A 16,689-nucleotide genomic window follows, 5' to 3' on the forward strand; every position below is an offset into this window, starting at 1 on the left:
CAAATTAAGGGAGCTGTTAGTACATGGAAATCTTCAAATACTTAGAAACTTACGATTATGAACAAGTTGTTTTTTGCCAAGATAAAGAATCAGGATTAAAAGCGATTATCGCTATACATGATACAACTTTAGGTCCAGCATTAGGTGGAACAAGAATGTGGACTTATGAATCAGAAGAAGCAGCAATTGAAGACGCTCTACGTTTAGCTAAAGGTATGACATATAAAAATGCTGCTGCTGGTTTAAACCTTGGTGGTGGTAAAACTGTAATTATCGGGGATCCACGTAAAGATAAAAATGAAGAGATGTTTAGAGCATTTGGTCGTTATATTCAAGGATTAAATGGTCGTTATATTACTGCAGAAGATGTTGGTACAACTGTTGCTGACATGGACTTAATTCACGAAGAAACTAATTTTGTAACAGGTATTTCACCTTCATTTGGTTCTTCTGGTAATCCTTCACCTGTTACTGCATTTGGTGTATACCGTGGTATGAAAGCTGCAGCAAAAGAAGCTTTTGGAACTGATAGCTTAGAAGGAAAAGTAATTGCAGTACAAGGTGTAGGTAATGTTGCATTCAATTTATGTAGATACTTACATGAAGAAGGTGCTCAATTAATCGTTACTGATATTAACAAAGAATCAGTTCAACGCGCTGTTGAGGAGTTTGGTGCTACTGCTGTAGATCCAGACGATATCTACAATGTTCAATGTGATATTTATGCGCCATGTGCATTAGGTGCAACAATTAACGATAAAACTATTCCACAACTGAAAGCAAAAGTTATTGCAGGTGCTGCAAATAACCAATTAAAAGAAACTCGTCATGGTGATCTTATCCATGAATTAGGTATTGTTTATGCTCCAGATTACGTAATTAACGCAGGTGGCGTAATTAACGTTGCTGACGAATTATATGGTTACAACCGCGAACGCGCAATGAAAAAAGTTGAAGGTGTTTACGATAACATTGCAAAAGTTATTGAAATTTCAAAACGTGATGGTATCCCAACTTATTTAGCTGCTGACCGTTTAGCTGAAGAGCGCATTGCTCGTATGGCAAAATCACGTAGCCAATTTTTACAAAATGGACACCACATCTTAAGCAGAAGATAAGTTAAAATTTACAATAAATAATTTAGTCCTTTATTTTTAAGCTAGAAAGAAAGAGTATATTTTGCTCTTTCTTTCTAGCTATAAAGGTAAGGTAAGAAAAAATATTAGTTACGATATTGCTTTAAATATTAGGAGGTAGAGTGTTGGCAATGCATCGCATATTAGTAATTAACCCAGGCAGCACATCGACAAAAGTTGGTGTATTCGATGATGAAAAACCAATTTTTGAACAAACAATCCGTCACGATGATGAAGAGTTAAATCAATACTCATCAATCATTGATCAATACGAATTTAGAAAACATGTTATTTTGGAAGTTTTGCACAAAGAAGGAATTAACATTTCTAAATTAAGTGCTGTATGTGGTCGAGGTGGATTATTACGACCAATCGAAGGTGGTACTTACTCTGTAAACGATGTAATGCTTGAAGATTTAAGAAAAGGCTATAGTGGCCAGCATGCTTCTAATTTAGGGGGCATTATCGCAAATGAAATTGCACAAGGCTTAAATATTCCTGCGTTTATCGTAGATCCAGTTGTAGTTGATGAATTACAACCAGTCGCAAGAGTCAGCGGGCTTGCAATGGTGGATCGTAGAAGTATTTTCCATGCTTTAAATCAAAAATCTGTCGCACGAAAAGTAGCAAAACAATTAAACCAACCATATAACGAATTAAATGTGATTGTAGCCCACATGGGTGGCGGTATAACTGTCGGAGCTCATAAAAAAGGTCGAGTAATCGATGTAAATAACGGGTTAGATGGTGAAGGTCCTTTCAGTCCAGAAAGAACCGGAACAGTTCCAGTTGGAGATTTAATAAAAATTTGTTACTCTGGCGATTACTATATTAATGAAGTCCAAAAAATGATCGTAGGCCAAGGTGGACTTGTAAGTTATCTTGGAACTGCAGATGCAATCAAAGTAGAAAACATGATTGATCAAGGTGATGAGAAAGCTGCATTAGTTTATGAAGCAATGGCTTATCAAGTTGCGAAAGAAATTGGCAGTGCCGCAGCTGTATTAGAAGGCGATATTGATGCAATCATCTTAACTGGTGGGATTGCATATAGTGATTTTATTGTAAATGAAATCACAAAACGTGTTAAATGGATGGCACGAGTTATTGTATTACCAGGTGAAAATGAGCTTCAAGCACTTTGTGAAGGCGCATTACGTGTTCTTCGTGATGAAGAAGAAGCTAAAATTTATCCTGGGGAATTCGCAGTAAAATCTTTAGTATAAAGAGGAGAATATCATGGCAACAGAATATGATTTAGTCGTACTCGGTGGCGGTACTGGTGGTTATGTAGCAGCGATTCGCGCCTCTCAATTAGGTTTAAAAGTAGCAGTTGTTGAAAAAAACAAATTAGGCGGAACTTGCTTACACGCCGGTTGTATACCAAGTAAAGCATTATTACGTAGCGCAGAAGTATATTCAACTGCTAAAAAGAGTGAAGAGTTTGGAGTAGAAACTTCAGGAGTAACTTTAAACTTTAGTAAAGTGCAACAACGTAAAGATAATATAGTTGACCAACTTCATAAAGGTGTAGAACATTTAATGAAGCAAGGGAAAATTGATGTATATAATGGTTTAGGTCGTATTTTAGGACCTTCAATCTTTTCACCAATGCCAGGAACAATTTCTGTTGAAATGAATGATGGTAGTGAAAATGAAATGTTGATTCCTAAAAATGTGTTAATTGCAACTGGATCAAGACCAAGATCATTACCTGGTTTAACAATTGATGGTGAATTTGTAATGTCATCTGATGAAGCATTAAAAATGGAATCATTACCAAAGTCAATTATCATTGTTGGTGGCGGAGTTATTGGTATAGAGTGGGCATCTATGTTAGCTGATTTTGGTGTTGACGTAACGGTTATTGAATATAGCCCACGTGTTTTACCATTAGAAGACGATGAGATTTCAAAAGAAATGACAAGATTATTAAAGAAAAAAGGCATTAAACTTGTGACTGATGCTAAAGTATTAGCTGAATCATTAGTAATTGATAATGGTGTTACGATTTCTGCATTACACAAGGATAATGAAAAGTCATTTACTGCTGAAAAAATGTTAGTTTCAGTTGGTCGTCAAGCAAATGTTGAAGGGATCGGAATTGAGAATACTGACATCGTAATCGAAAACGGTTTTATTCAAACAAATGATTTCTATCAAACAAAAGAATCGCATATTTACGCTATTGGAGATGTAATCGGTGGATTACAACTTGCACATGTTGCTTCAAGAGAAGGAACGATTGCAGTTGAGCATATTGTCGGCAAAAATCCACACAAATTAGATCCAACAATGGTTAGTAAGTGTGTGTATAGTAATCCAGAAGTAGCTTCAGTCGGATTAACTGAACGTGAAGCAAAGGAACAAGGGTTTGCAGTTAAAACTGGTAAGTTCTCTTTCCGTGCAATCGGTAAAGCGCTTGTTTACGGTGAGCATGATGGATTTGTTAAATTAGTAGTTGATGAAAATACTAATGATCTATTGGGCGTTCATATGATTGGACCTCATGTGACAGACATGATTTCAGAAGCAGGTTTAGCAAGGGTATTAGATGCAACACCTTGGGAAATTTCTCATACAATTCACCCTCATCCTTCTTTATCAGAAGCGATTGGTGAAGCTGCACTTGCAGTTGAAGGCTTAGCAATACACTCATAATTTAACTTTCAAATGTGAAATGTAGGAAAAACTTCTGCATTTCACATTTTTAAACGATGAATAGGATTTATTGAATACATTTTTACAATCGCTTCCATTCGTGGGGCTAACAAAGCTAGGGGGATGTTTATGGAAAAGGTTACAGCTTCAAATCGTCATGATCAACTAGGTTTATCAAATGATGATGTGCTAAACATGTATGAAACAATGCTATTAGCGCGTCGTATTGATGAGCGTATGTGGTTATTAAATCGTGCTGGTAAAATTCCGTTTGTTATTTCTTGTCAAGGTCAAGAGGCAGCTCAAGTTGGAGCGGCTTATGCTTTAGATAATTCAAAGGACTATGTTCTTCCATATTACCGTGATATGGGTGTAGTTTTACAATTTGGTATGACTGCAAAAGAATTAATGTTATCAGGATTTGCAAAAGCAGAAGATCCAAACTCAGGTGGACGTCAAATGCCTGGACATTTTGGACAAAAGAAAAATCGTATTGTGACAGGTTCATCACCAGTTACTACTCAAGTTCCACATGCTGTTGGTGTTTCATTAGCTGCAAAAATGGAAGGTAAAGATATCGTATCTTGGGTTTCATTTGGTGAAGGTTCTTCTAACCAAGGTGATTTCCATGAAGGAGCTAACTTTGCTGGTGTACATAAGTTACCAGTCATTTTCATGTGTGAAAATAATAAATATGCAATTTCAGTACCAATCGAGAAACAATTAGCTTGTGAAAAGGTTTCTGATCGTGCAATTGGTTACGGTATGCCTGGATTTACTGTAGATGGAAACGATCCTTTAGAAGTATACCGCGTTACAAAAGAAGCAGCAGATCGCGCTCGTCGTGGTGAAGGACCTACATTAATTGAAGCAGTTTCTTATCGTTTAACTGCTCACTCAAGTGATGATGATGATCGAATTTATCGTTCTCGTGAAGAAGTAGAAGAGGCAAAAAGTAAGGATTGCTTATATACATTTGCTATTTATCTTCGTGAAGTTGGCGTACTAACTGAAGAAATCGAAAATGCGATGGATTCAAAAATTAGAGCTATTGTTGATGAAGCGACAGACTATGCAGAAAACGCTCCATATGCTGCAGCAGAGCACGCATTGAAGTATGTTTACGAAGAACAATAATAGGGGGTAGGACAATATGGCAGTAATTTCTTATATAGATGCAGTAACATTAGCGTTAAAAGAGGAAATGGAACGCGATCCAAAGGTATTTGTATTAGGGGAAGACGTTGGATTAAAAGGTGGAGTATTCAAAGCGACTCATGGTCTATATGATCAATTTGGTGAGGATCGTGTATTAGATACACCACTTGCAGAATCTGCAATCGCGGGTGTTGGTATTGGGGCGGCAATGTACGGCTTACGTCCAGTTGCAGAAATGCAATTTGCTGACTTCATTATGCCTGCAGTCAACCAAATTATTTCAGAAGCATCAAGAATCCGTTATCGTTCAAATAATGATTGGACTTGTCCAATCACAATTCGTGCACCATATGGTGGTGGAGTTCACGGTGCATTATATCATTCCCAATCAGTTGAAAAAGTATTTGCAGGTCAACCAGGTTTAAAAATCGTTATGCCTTCAACTCCTTATGATGTAAAAGGTTTATTGAAAGCTGCAATTCGCGATAATGATCCAGTTATCTTTTTTGAACATAAACGTGCATATCGCTTAATTAAAGGTGAAGTTCCTGAAACTGATTACGTTTTACCAATCGGTAAAGCTGATGTTAAACGTGAAGGTGATGATATCACAATCATTACTTACGGTTTATGTGTACATTTTGCACTTCAAGCAGCTGAAAAACTTGCACAAGATGGCATTTCAGTTCACGTTTTAGATTTAAGAACAATTTACCCATTAGATAAAGAATCAATTATCGAAGCTGCATCTAAAACAGGTAAAGTTTTATTAGTGACTGAAGATAATAAAGAAGGAAGCATCATGAGTGAAGTTGCAGCGATCATTGCTGAACATTGCTTATTTGACCTAGACGCGCCAATCGCACGACTTGCTGGTCCAGATGTTCCAGCTATGCCATATTCACCTACTATGGAAAAATTCTTTATGGTAAATCCAGATAAAGTTGAAAAAGCAGCAAGAGAGCTTGCAGCATTTTAACCACACTGCTTTGAAAAGGGGGACATGACCTATGATCGAAAATATTAAAATGCCTCAATTAGGTGAAAGTGTTACGGAAGGTACGATTAGTACTTGGTTAGTAAAAGTAGGAGATCGTGTAAATAAATACGATCCATTAGCTGAAGTAATGACTGATAAAGTAAATGCGGAAGTACCATCTTCATTTACTGGCGTAATCAAAGAGTTAATCGCAGGTGAAGGTGAAACCTTAGCTGTTGGTGAAATCATTTGTACAATCGAAGTTGAGGGGGCAACAAGTGAAGTTGCTGCTACAACAGTAGAAGAGGTAAAAACAGCTGAAGCACCGGCACCAGTAGTTGCACCAGTAGCACAAACTCCTGAAAAAGCACCAGTTAGAGAAATTGCTAAAACTGATGAGTCTGGAAAAGTTCGATTCTCTCCAGCTGTCCTTCGTTTAGCGCAAGAAAACGATTTAGATTTATCATTAATACCTGGAACAGGTACAAATGGGCGTGTAACACGTAAAGACGTTTTAAATGCAATTGCAAACGGAGTTCCAGCTGCGCCTGCTGCACCAGCTGTTTCAGTTGAAGTTGTTTCACAGCCGGCTGCACAACAAGCGACTGCTCCTTCAGTTGAAGTTGCAAAAACACCAGCTGCTCCTTCAGTTCCAGTTACTTCTGCAGTAGGAGATATCGAAATTCCTGTTACAGGCGTACGTAAAGCAATTGCTGCTAATATGCTTCGCAGTAAGCATGAGGCACCACATGCTTGGATGATGATTGAAGTTGATGTAACAAACTTAGTTAATTACCGTAATAGCTTGAAGGATTCATTTAAACAAAAAGAAGGCTTCCCATTAACTTTCTTTGCATTCTTCGTAAAAGCAGTTGCGCAAGCATTAAAAGAATATCCACAAATTAACTCAATGTGGGCTGGAGACAAAATCATTCAAAAGAAAGATATTAACTTATCGATCGCAGTAGCTACTGATGATGCATTATTTGTTCCAGTAATTAAAAATGCTGATGAGAAGACAATTAAAGGCATTGCTCGTGAAATTACTGAGCTTGCACAAAAAGTACGTACAGGTAAGTTGAAATCTGAAGAAATGCAAGGTGGAACGTTTACTGTAAATAATACTGGTTCATTTGGAAGTGTACAAAGTGCTGGTATTATTAACTATCCACAAGCAGCGATTCTTCAAATTGAAAGCATCGTAAAACGTCCTGCTGTTGTAAATGGCATGATTGGTGTACGTGATATGGTTAATTTATGCTTATCACTTGACCACAGAGTACTTGATGGATTTATTTGTGGTAAATTCTTAGGAAGAGTTAAAGAAATCCTAGAAAATACAACAAAAGAAAATACAAGCGTATATTAAGAGTAGACCTTACTTCTAATTAGAAGTAAGGTTTTTTTGTATGCAATGATTATTCTATATTTGATTCTAAATAATAGAATAATTTGTATAATTATATTATTCTGAATAAAAGGTTTTAAGAGGAGTGATACAAATGCTTGCTGAAAAAAATGGCTTTTATATATCTACTAATAAAGAATATTTAGACAAAGGTGTTATTCACCAATTTTTAGATCATGATTCATATTGGGCAAATGATATTCCATATGAATTTGTTGAAAGATTCATAGAGGGATCTTTTTGCTTTGGTATCTATGCTGGTGAGCCGAGTAGTACCAATTCACGCCAAGTCGGGTTTGCTCGAGTTATATCTGATGGCGTAACATTTGCCTATTTAGCGGATGTATTTGTATTACCAGATTATAGAAACTTAGGTTTATCAAAGTGGTTAATGGAAGAAATAATGAAGTATGAGAAGCTAACAACAGTGAGAGTATTTATGTTAGGGACAAAGGATGCGCATACTTTATACAATAAATATGGATTTGAAGTGATCGATAATAGTTCAAATCGTTTTATGGGGATCTTTAAAGACAATATGTATAGACAAATGAAGTTAAGTGAAAAAAATAATTCATAAAAGACACTAACTTATTTAGCAAAGTGTGATAAATAGAATAACATACATAATGGCAACTAATTAACGTTTAATTGGTTGCTATTTTTTATTGGCTTTCGATTCTTAAGATCTTTTTTATTCATCTCAATAGAGAGTAAATAGCGTGATGGGTTGATGGATTGTCCTTACAAGGGGTCAAATTTAAAAATGACTAATTAGTCTAAAAAACTTGATAAAACTTAACATTTGTAAGATAATTTTAAAATATGTGACATCTTAGGGATAGGGGGGAATAAGATGTTTAAAAATTTATCAGCGGTACATCCAGTTGCTTGGAATATCGTGATAGGAACATTATTTGTACGTTTTGCTAGTACAGTGAGTATGCCATTCTTGGCGATATACTTAACTTCAGAAAAGCATATTTCTCCAGCAATGGTTGGAATTATGTTAACGGTATCTGCATTTTTAGGCGTGTTTTTTAGCTTCATAGGAGGATCTCTTTCAGATAGAATAGGACGAAAGAAGATTCTACTTACCAGTATTTTTCTTTGGTCTCTGACCTTGATAGGATTTGGATTAGGAGATAGTTTTGGTTGGTTTTTTATCCTCAATTCAATTCTAAATATATGCTCATCTTTCTTTGAACCATCTTCAAGGGCCTTACTTTCAGATTTAACAGATGAAAAATCAAAGCTTCTAGTATTTAATTTAAGATATGCTGCTATTAATGTTGGTGTAGCAGTAGGACCTTTAGTTGGGTTATATCTTGGTAGTTCGCATAGCACATTACCATTTGTTTTATCAGGTATTGTTTATTTCTTCTATGGAATCACTTTATTTTACATGCTATCGAAATACAAGATTGGTGAAGATCAATCTTCTTCAAGTGGACAAAAGGTTTCTATGAAAGAATCTTTATCGATTTTACGTAAAGATGTTGTTTTTGCATTGACTATACTGACTATTTGTATTTACGGACTTGGATATTCACAAAGTTTCTCTACAATGTCTCAATACTTTGCAAATGCACCACAATTTCATGAAGGAATTAAGCTTTATGCTTACTTAACAACAATTAATGCTGTAACAGTCGTTTTATTACAGTTTCCAATTGTAAGTCGAATGAAAAATTTTCCACCAACTGTATCAATGATGATTGGGAATATCATCGTCAGTTTATCAGTCGCTGGATTTGGCATATTTACGAATTTTTACCTTTTAGCAATTGTCATGATTGTTTTTACAATCGGAGAAATATTTGCTTTTACCTTTACTGATGTATTTGTAGATCAACTTGCGCCAGAAGAATTAAAAGGAACTTACTTTGGTGCAATGGGCTTTTCGAAGTTTGGTTTCGTATTTGGTCCAGCATTAGGGGGAAGTTTATTATCCTATTTTGGATATGAAAAAGGTGGATATGCATTTATTTTAATTAGTATAATCGCATTTTTTAGCTTTCCTATGATGTTATTTGTGAATAGACTTTTTCAAAAAAGAAAAAAAGTCGAAATGCAAAGTGGTGCGAAATTAACAGTTAATTCTTAAAGCGATTTAAATAGAGTTTGTCTTAGTGTGAAAATAAATCGAGAAACTGATTGAAAACGTAAAAACGTTTCTCCTTCGTTGTTTGAAGCGTGATGATGAGTTACCTTAAACGGTAATGAACATCGTAAGTAGAAGATACAACGAAGAAGGCGAGCGTTTGTGACTAGTTTGAAACCGCTATTAATAGCGGTTTTTTTTATTTCAATTTTATCCTTTCTAGTCTGCTTTGGTGTGTACCTTCATACATATGGTAATAAACACTGTACTGGAGGGACTAAAGTGGACAAACTCCTATTAAATTCAAATTTATTTCAAGCTACTGCTTCTGACTGGATCAAGTCAATTCCAATGGACTTAGAATGTTATGTTAAGGAACTATATACTCAAATCACGATTAAGCCACTATATTATGAGAATCAACATAATATATTATCTATCATAAATGACACGAAAAAAGTTCAATTAATAGAAGAAAAAAATGATAATCAACATTTAGTATCTACGAAGGAATTTCATCAAAAAGGTGCAAGCTTGATTCAAGAAATTGGTTATACATTAGCACTATTATCAGATATTTTACATTCAAAAGAAAAGAATGAATTAGAAAAATTTATCAAGGAGTTACAATTAGAGGTTTATATTGATACAGATTTTTTCGGCTCTATTTCAAAATTACAAGTTTTCCGTTTGCTACTCCCAACTATCTTAAGAGAGTTTATTACTGAAGAGCATATGGAATTTGACATACCGATTAAAGCTGTGACTTCGACAAGAACGATTACGAAAGAAGAACCTCAATTAAATTTAATTAGAAAAACAGTAGAAGTGATTGCTGGTATGATTGGCGAGGCTAATTTCATAGAATTGATTCCGTATGAGAATACAGATGATGCTAAGAGATGGTCAGAAAATATTTTTCATTTATTGAACTATGAAAGTAAATTAAAAGAATTCGGTAATATTGTGAAGGGTTGCTATTATTTGGAGGAATTAACACATGAACTTTGTGTCGGTGCCTGGGATCTCTTTTTACAAGTCGAAAGCAATGGTGGCTATAAAGAATATATTGAAACTGGAGAACTAGATAAAGAGATTGCGGTCGAAAGGGAGAAATCGATTGAAAAAATGATGCTAGGTGATGTGAAACTTGTAGGTTTAAATTCGTACCGAAGACATGAACCGAATAAATATAATGAAAAAGATCAAGACGAATTGGATCATGAACCAGAAATCTATCATTTTAGTAATTGGATTGAAAAATGCCATCAACTAGCAAATGCAAGCTGGGATTGTTTGATTCTTGAAGGAGCAAGTGAACAGGAAGAAGACCTTATGAAAAATATTCTTTTTACGTTACACTCCATCGGATTAAAAAATAAAATTGATGCTGATGTATTATTTATCGCTGGTGATGAAAAGAAAGTGAATTTTTTTCAATTAATGAATCCAAAGAAGAAATTAGTAAGAGTAGTTGAAGAAGTTAGTGATGAGGATCAATATTCTATGTCTGAAATAACCCATTTACCAAATTTAATTAATGAATTAATGAAGATCGAGGTGCAAAAATGAGAAAGACCTTTAATAAGAAACCTTTTTCCATGGCGACACCTAATCTACATCTAGAAATGAATATTCCAAAATCCTATCCTGGTCAAGTTCCATTTGTAAGAGGACCTTATCCATTAATGTATGTTACACAACCTTGGACAATTAGACAATATGCAGGATTTTCAACAGCAAAAGAAAGTAATGCTTTTTATAAACAAAATTTAGCAAAAGGTCAAAAAGGTTTGTCAGTTGCTTTCGATTTACCAACTCATAGAGGATATGATTCTGATCACGATCGAGTTGTTGGTGATGTTGGTAAAGCAGGAGTGGCTATTGACTCAGTAGAGGATATGAAAATACTGTTTGACGGAATTCCATTACAAGATATTTCTGTATCAATGACAATGAATGGCGCAGTACTCCCAATTTTAGCGTTTTATATTGTTGCAGCAAATGAGCAAGGGGTAGATACAGCTAAACTAACTGGTACGATTCAAAATGACATACTCAAAGAATATATGGTAAGAAACACATATATATATGCTCCAAAAATGTCAATGCGAATAATCGGTGATATATTTTCGTATTGCTCAAAAAACATGCCAAAATTTAACCCAATTAGCATTTCTGGTTATCATATGCAAGAAGCAGGAGCGTCAACTGAAATAGAGCTGGCTTATACAATCTTAAACGGTATAGAGTATGTAAAAACTGGATTAGAAGCAGGTTTAACTGTTGATGAGTTTGCTCCACGATTATCATTTTTTTGGGGAATTGGAATGGATTTTGTAACAGAAATTGCTAAATTAAGAGCGGGGCGACTTCTTTGGGCACAAATGATGCTCCAATTTAATCCGAAAAATAAAAAGAGTTATATGCTTAGAGCACATTGCCAAACTTCTGGATGGAGTTTAACAAAACAAGATCCGATGAACAATATTGCAAGAACAACAATTGAAGCACTCGCTGCGGTATTCGGACAAACACAATCATTACATACAAATGCCTTTGATGAAGCAATTGCTCTTCCAACTCCGAATTCGGCTTCAATCGCAAGAAATACACAATTAATTTTACAACATGAATGTGGTCTGACTAATGTCGTTGACCCATTTGGCGGTTCAAATAAAATAGAAGAGTTAACATATGAATTAGTTCAAAAAGCATGGGTATATATGAAAGAGATAGAAGAATTGGGCGGTATGGTACAAGCGATCGAAAAAGGGATTCCGAAAATGAGAATAGAAGAAGCTGCGATCGCAAAACAAGCGAAAATAGATAGTGGAGAAGATGTCATTATCGGTGTGAACCGATTTAGTATAGATGAGGAAGAAATTGAAGATGTACTGTCGGTTAATGCCAATGAAGTAAGAGAACAGCAACTAGATCAATTAAAACAATTGAAAGAAAGCAGGAATACTAAAGAGGTTCAATACTGGCTAGAAACATTAGAAAACTGTGTAAAAACGGGAGAAGGAAATTTACTTGAAATCGCTATACAATGTGCAAAGGTACGTGCGACGCTAGGTGAAATATCTACTTCGATTGAAAAATATGCGCCAAGACATATTGCGAAGGTTGAGACTGTGACAGGGGTGTACTCGTCTGTGCATAAAAACGAAGATGAAGTAAAGCGTATTCAAAATTTAGTAAGGGACTTTACAGAAAAAGAAGGGCGCCGACCAAGGATATTTATGGCAAAGATTGGTCAGGATGGTCACGATCGTGGGATTAAAGTAGTAGCTTCTGCGTATGCCGATTTTGGATTTGATGTGGATGTTGGTCCACTTTTCCAAACGCCTGCAGAGGTGGCAAAAGCAGCCGTTTTATTTGACGTTCATTGTGTTGCGATGAGCTCTCTTGCTGGAGGGCATAAAGAATTATTGCCACTTTTAAGAGATGAATTAAAAAAATTAGGAAGAGATGATATGACGATTTTTGTAGGTGGAGTTGTTCCAGAAAAGGATTATGATTTCTTATTAAATAATGGCGCAAGTGCGATTTTTGGGCCAGGAACAGTATTAACCGAAGCTGCAGAAAAGATTCTACTCTGTTTATCTAAAGAGGATTAATCAAATGAATGGAAGGCGATTATCTATTCAAGAAACGATTAATCGGATTCTTTCTGGCGATCTGTCAACTCTTGCAAGAACGATTACTTTAGTTGAAAGTCAAAAGTCTGAAGATAAAATGTTTGTAAATGAATTGATTGGTAAAATTTTACCGTATACAGGAAATAGTTTTCGAATCGGTTTTACTGGAATACCTGGAGCCGGTAAAAGTTCATTTATAGAATATTTCGGTAAAGATTTATGTGAGTCTGGTAAAAAAGTTGCCGTTTTAGCAATTGATCCAAGTAGTCCAGTTACCGGTGGGAGCATACTTGGAGACTCGACTCGAATGACGGAATTATTACATCATCCACTTGCATTTATAAGACCTTCTGCATCGAACGGGACAATTGGTGGGGTACATGCTAATACGTATGAAACAATACTATTATGTGAAGCTGCTGGGTTTGATTATACATTAATTGAAACAGTAGGAATCGGTCAAAGCGAAGGAAATATTAGAGAGCACGTTGATTGTATGGTCTTATTAACATTGGCTAGAGGTGGCGATGATTTACAAGGCATTAAAAGAGGCATACTAGAACTTGTCGACTTTGTTATTATTAATAAATGTGATGGGGAGTTAATCGAACTTTCGAAGTATACAGCCTCATTAATGAAACAGACGATGAAACTTGTCTCTTCACCAACGCCTAACTGGAAACAGGTAGTTATGCCCACTTCGACGGAATCCGGTCTAGGCATGAGCGAATTTTTACAAAAGACCAATTTGTTTTTAGAATTGATGAATATAAATAGTTATCATTTTGATCTAAGAGGTCAACAAAATAGAAAATGGTTTCATCGTTCTGTAAAAGATCGAGTCATTCGATCATTTTTTAATAATGAAAATGTTAAAACAAAACTAATGGAATGTGAAGAAGAATTTATGAATAAAGGAATTGATATGCAAGATGCCGTTGTAAAGATCATTCATTCCTTTAACGAATAAATATTCGAGTTCAAAAGCTTGAATAAAGAGACGATCAATTGGTAAGATGAAGAAAAGGTATATAAGGGGTAGATAAATATGAATATGAATTTTAATTTTTTTATGAATGATGTTGTTCATACAGCGCGTCAAGAAATTTCAGCAGCTGGGTATACAGAATTAAAAACACCAGAAGAAGTAGATGAAGCTCTTGCTAAAAAGGGAACAACTTTGGTTATGGTAAACTCAGTTTGTGGTTGTGCTGGAGGGATTGCACGTCCTGCTGCTTCTCATGCTGTTCATTATGACGCAAGACCTGATCAACTTGTTACGGTATTTGCAGGGCAAGATAAAGAAGCAACAGCAAAAGCTCGTGAATATTTCACAGGTAAAGCGCCATCATCACCTTCATTTGCTTTATTAAAAGACGGTGAACTAGTTGCAATGGTAGAACGTCATGAAATTGAAGGACATGATCCAATGCAAGTTATTCAAAAACTTCAAAACTATTTTGATCAATACTGCGAACAAATCTAAAAAAAAAAAGTACAAAATGCTCAGCATTTTGTACTTTTTTATGTATTTTAGATTTTTTAATTGAAAAAATTGAAGATAATATAAAATATAAGAAAAAAAGAAATGATTCCAATTGAACATGTAACGATTAGAAGCATAAGTGCATCAATATGAACTGATTCATCATGTTCTGCTCGAAATGCAAAGGAGCCTATTCTGTGTTTGCGTAATTTTCGATATTGATTTAAATCAATTACATTTGATTGGTCCACTTATACCCCTCCAATTTCATTTATATAATAAATTTTAAAATATTCTAAATAATTAGTAAAGTTAATTTAGCTGACAAATTAATAGCAAATTATGCCATAATAAGTGGAAAAGAACCAAACTAATCATTGAAAGGCTCGTGTCAATTTTGAAATATACATTATGTTTTATACAGCGTAAATCGGAATTATTAATGTTAAATAGATTCAAAGCCCCAACAATGGGAATCTGGAATGGGGTTGGAGGGAAAATTGAAATAAATGAAACAATAGAAGAATCGGTACAAAGGGAGATATTAGAAGAAACTGGATTATTCATAGAATTAGATCAAATTACACATAAAGGATTAGTCACATGGCAGGAAAAAGATCATGTTTTTGGTGGGATGTATATTTTCAAAGCTGATGTTGCTGAAGATCTGTATTACAATACACCAATCAAAACAGATGAAGGTATATTAGACTGGAAGAGGATAGATTGGGTAACAGACAAGCAAAATGAAGGTGTTGGAGAGTGTATACCATATTTTCTTCCTATACTATTAAATGACGATAAAAAGTATCATCATGCTTTTTATTATGAAGGATCTAGAGTAGTAGATGTCGTTGTTAAAGAACAAATTAGTATGATGAAATAATTTATGAGTTGAATATTATACACATTTTGAAGTGGGTGCCATTTAAAAAATGGCGCTTTTTTTGTGTATATGAATGAAAACGCTTTATTTATAGGGTTTTTCTTGAATAATATTGATTCTCACTGGGAATTTGCAGTATTTGTCGAAAAAAAGTTATCAAATAAAATTAAGTGAGTTATATCGCGGTTATTCACTAGTTTTGTATAAATATATAAAAATAGTGAATGTGCAAATAAAATATTTTTATATAATTTCGTTGGTACATAAGTGTTTGTGAAGATATTTTGTCGAAAAATATAAAATTGTGTTTGCATAATTATTAGTATGTGTTAAAATTCATTTTATAAAATAATTATTCATCGAAAAAAACTAGTTGTTTAATCTAAATTTAATCATGATAATAAAGATTAGTAGTTAGAATTTTTCAAAAATTAAGGGGGAAACAGTAATGAAAAAATTAATCGGAGTCTTATCTGCAACAGTATTATCAATCGGAATGTTATCGGCATGTAATAGTAAATCTGATGACAAAACATTAATTTTAGGAACAAGTGCTGACTACAAGCCATATGAGTTTATCGATACAAAGAATGACGATATTATTGGTTTTGATATTGATTTAGCAAAAGAGTTAGGTAAAAAAACTGGATATGAAATTAAAGTGAAAGATATTGATTTTGGCTCACTTATTACTGCAATGAATGCTGATAAAGTAGACTTTATTATGGCTGGAATGAAAGAAACACCAAAACGTGCGAAAAAAGCAGATTTTACAGATTCATATTTTATTGACCAAAACCAAGTTGTAGTAAATAAAGATTCTAATATTAAGACTCTAGCAGATTTAAAAGGAAAAACAGTTGGTGTACAAGCTGCATCAATCCAAGAGACTAAAGCTATTGAAGTTTCAAAAACTGCTGGATTTAAAGTAGAAAATCGAAACAGAATTCCAGAAATGGTAGAAGAATTAAAAGCTGGTCGATTTGATGCAGTGATTATTGAACAAACAGTTGCAAAAGGTTATTTAGATAAACTTGATACGATGGAAGGCTTACTAATTGAAGATTTCTTTGAGCAATCTGGTTCAGCAGTTGCATTTCCAAAGGATTCTAAGTTAACAGCTAAATTTGATAAAGCATTAGCAGAATTAAAAGAAGATGGAACAGTAGATAAATTAATTAAAAAATGGTTTGGGGATCTTAAATAAACGTCTTAAGAAGGATTCGT

General features: G+C 34.5%; 15 protein-coding genes. 14 read left to right on the forward strand and 1 reads right to left on the reverse strand.

Translation table 11 applies throughout. The features are described from left to right. Window positions 1-23 precede the first annotated feature (23 nt). The 12 genes from bcd (at window position 24) to CAB05_RS06495 (ending at window position 14,576) form a co-directional block, all read left to right on the forward strand. Complete coding sequence (gene bcd, locus CAB05_RS06440) at window positions 24-1,118, forward strand: branched-chain amino acid dehydrogenase (RefSeq protein ID WP_087999000.1); 1,095 nt, start codon at window positions 24-26, stop codon at window positions 1,116-1,118. A gap of 143 nt (window positions 1,119-1,261) precedes the next feature. Further along, window positions 1,262-2,362, forward strand: coding sequence for a butyrate kinase (gene buk / locus CAB05_RS06445; RefSeq protein WP_174567276.1), 1,101 nt, complete (start codon window positions 1,262-1,264; stop codon window positions 2,360-2,362). Between the two features lie 13 nt (window positions 2,363-2,375). After that, the gene (lpdA, locus tag CAB05_RS06450; RefSeq protein ID WP_087999001.1) at window positions 2,376-3,797 is read left to right on the forward strand and encodes a dihydrolipoyl dehydrogenase; all 1,422 of its coding nucleotides are present in this window, start codon (window positions 2,376-2,378) and stop codon (window positions 3,795-3,797) included. Window positions 3,798-3,926: 129 nt separating this feature from the next. Next, window positions 3,927-4,934, forward strand: a complete 1,008-nt coding sequence (locus CAB05_RS06455; protein ID WP_087999002.1) for a thiamine pyrophosphate-dependent dehydrogenase E1 component subunit alpha — start codon at window positions 3,927-3,929, stop codon at window positions 4,932-4,934. A gap of 16 nt (window positions 4,935-4,950) precedes the next feature. Beyond that, on the forward strand, window positions 4,951-5,934 hold the full coding sequence (locus CAB05_RS06460; protein WP_087999003.1) for an alpha-ketoacid dehydrogenase subunit beta: 984 nt from the start codon (window positions 4,951-4,953) through the stop codon (window positions 5,932-5,934). A gap of 31 nt (window positions 5,935-5,965) precedes the next feature. After that, window positions 5,966-7,303, forward strand: a complete 1,338-nt coding sequence (locus CAB05_RS06465; protein WP_087999004.1) for a dihydrolipoamide acetyltransferase family protein — start codon at window positions 5,966-5,968, stop codon at window positions 7,301-7,303. Window positions 7,304-7,436: 133 nt separating this feature from the next. After that, a complete protein-coding gene (locus CAB05_RS06470; protein ID WP_087999005.1) occupies window positions 7,437-7,922 on the forward strand; it encodes a GNAT family N-acetyltransferase in 486 nt (161 codons plus the stop codon). 276 nt (window positions 7,923-8,198) lie between these two features. Beyond that, entirely contained in the window at window positions 8,199-9,449 is a 1,251-nt protein-coding gene (locus CAB05_RS06475) for an MDR family MFS transporter (protein WP_087999006.1), read from the forward strand. A 279-nt stretch (window positions 9,450-9,728) separates the two neighbouring features. Further along, complete coding sequence (locus tag CAB05_RS06480) at window positions 9,729-11,018, forward strand: methylmalonyl-CoA mutase family protein (RefSeq protein ID WP_087999007.1); 1,290 nt, start codon at window positions 9,729-9,731, stop codon at window positions 11,016-11,018. Window positions 11,019-11,047: 29 nt separating this feature from the next. Further along, window positions 11,048-13,069, forward strand: coding sequence for a methylmalonyl-CoA mutase (gene scpA, locus CAB05_RS06485; RefSeq protein ID WP_371870390.1), 2,022 nt, complete (start codon window positions 11,048-11,050; stop codon window positions 13,067-13,069). A gap of 4 nt (window positions 13,070-13,073) precedes the next feature. After that, window positions 13,074-14,060: a methylmalonyl Co-A mutase-associated GTPase MeaB gene (gene meaB / locus CAB05_RS06490; RefSeq protein WP_087999009.1), complete on the forward strand. Its 987-nt coding sequence runs from the start codon at window positions 13,074-13,076 to the stop codon at window positions 14,058-14,060. Window positions 14,061-14,138: 78 nt separating this feature from the next. Then, complete coding sequence (locus CAB05_RS06495; protein WP_087999010.1) at window positions 14,139-14,576, forward strand: BrxA/BrxB family bacilliredoxin; 438 nt, start codon at window positions 14,139-14,141, stop codon at window positions 14,574-14,576. Between the two features lie 56 nt (window positions 14,577-14,632). Here the strand turns inward: CAB05_RS06495 and CAB05_RS06500 are convergent, their stop codons facing one another. Next, complete coding sequence (locus CAB05_RS06500) at window positions 14,633-14,827, reverse strand: hypothetical protein (RefSeq protein WP_087999011.1); 195 nt, start codon at window positions 14,825-14,827, stop codon at window positions 14,633-14,635. A 137-nt stretch (window positions 14,828-14,964) separates the two neighbouring features. Here CAB05_RS06500 and CAB05_RS06505 point away from each other — a divergent pair, with 137 nt between their 5' ends. Further along, complete coding sequence (locus CAB05_RS06505; protein ID WP_268876386.1) at window positions 14,965-15,462, forward strand: NUDIX hydrolase; 498 nt, start codon at window positions 14,965-14,967, stop codon at window positions 15,460-15,462. Window positions 15,463-15,910: 448 nt separating this feature from the next. Continuing rightward, on the forward strand, window positions 15,911-16,669 hold the full coding sequence (locus tag CAB05_RS06510; RefSeq protein ID WP_087999013.1) for a transporter substrate-binding domain-containing protein: 759 nt from the start codon (window positions 15,911-15,913) through the stop codon (window positions 16,667-16,669). Window positions 16,670-16,689 lie beyond the last annotated feature (20 nt).

Source organism: Gottfriedia solisilvae, assembly GCF_002128405.1.
Classification (GTDB): domain Bacteria; phylum Bacillota; class Bacilli; order Bacillales; family Bacillaceae_G; genus Gottfriedia; species Gottfriedia solisilvae.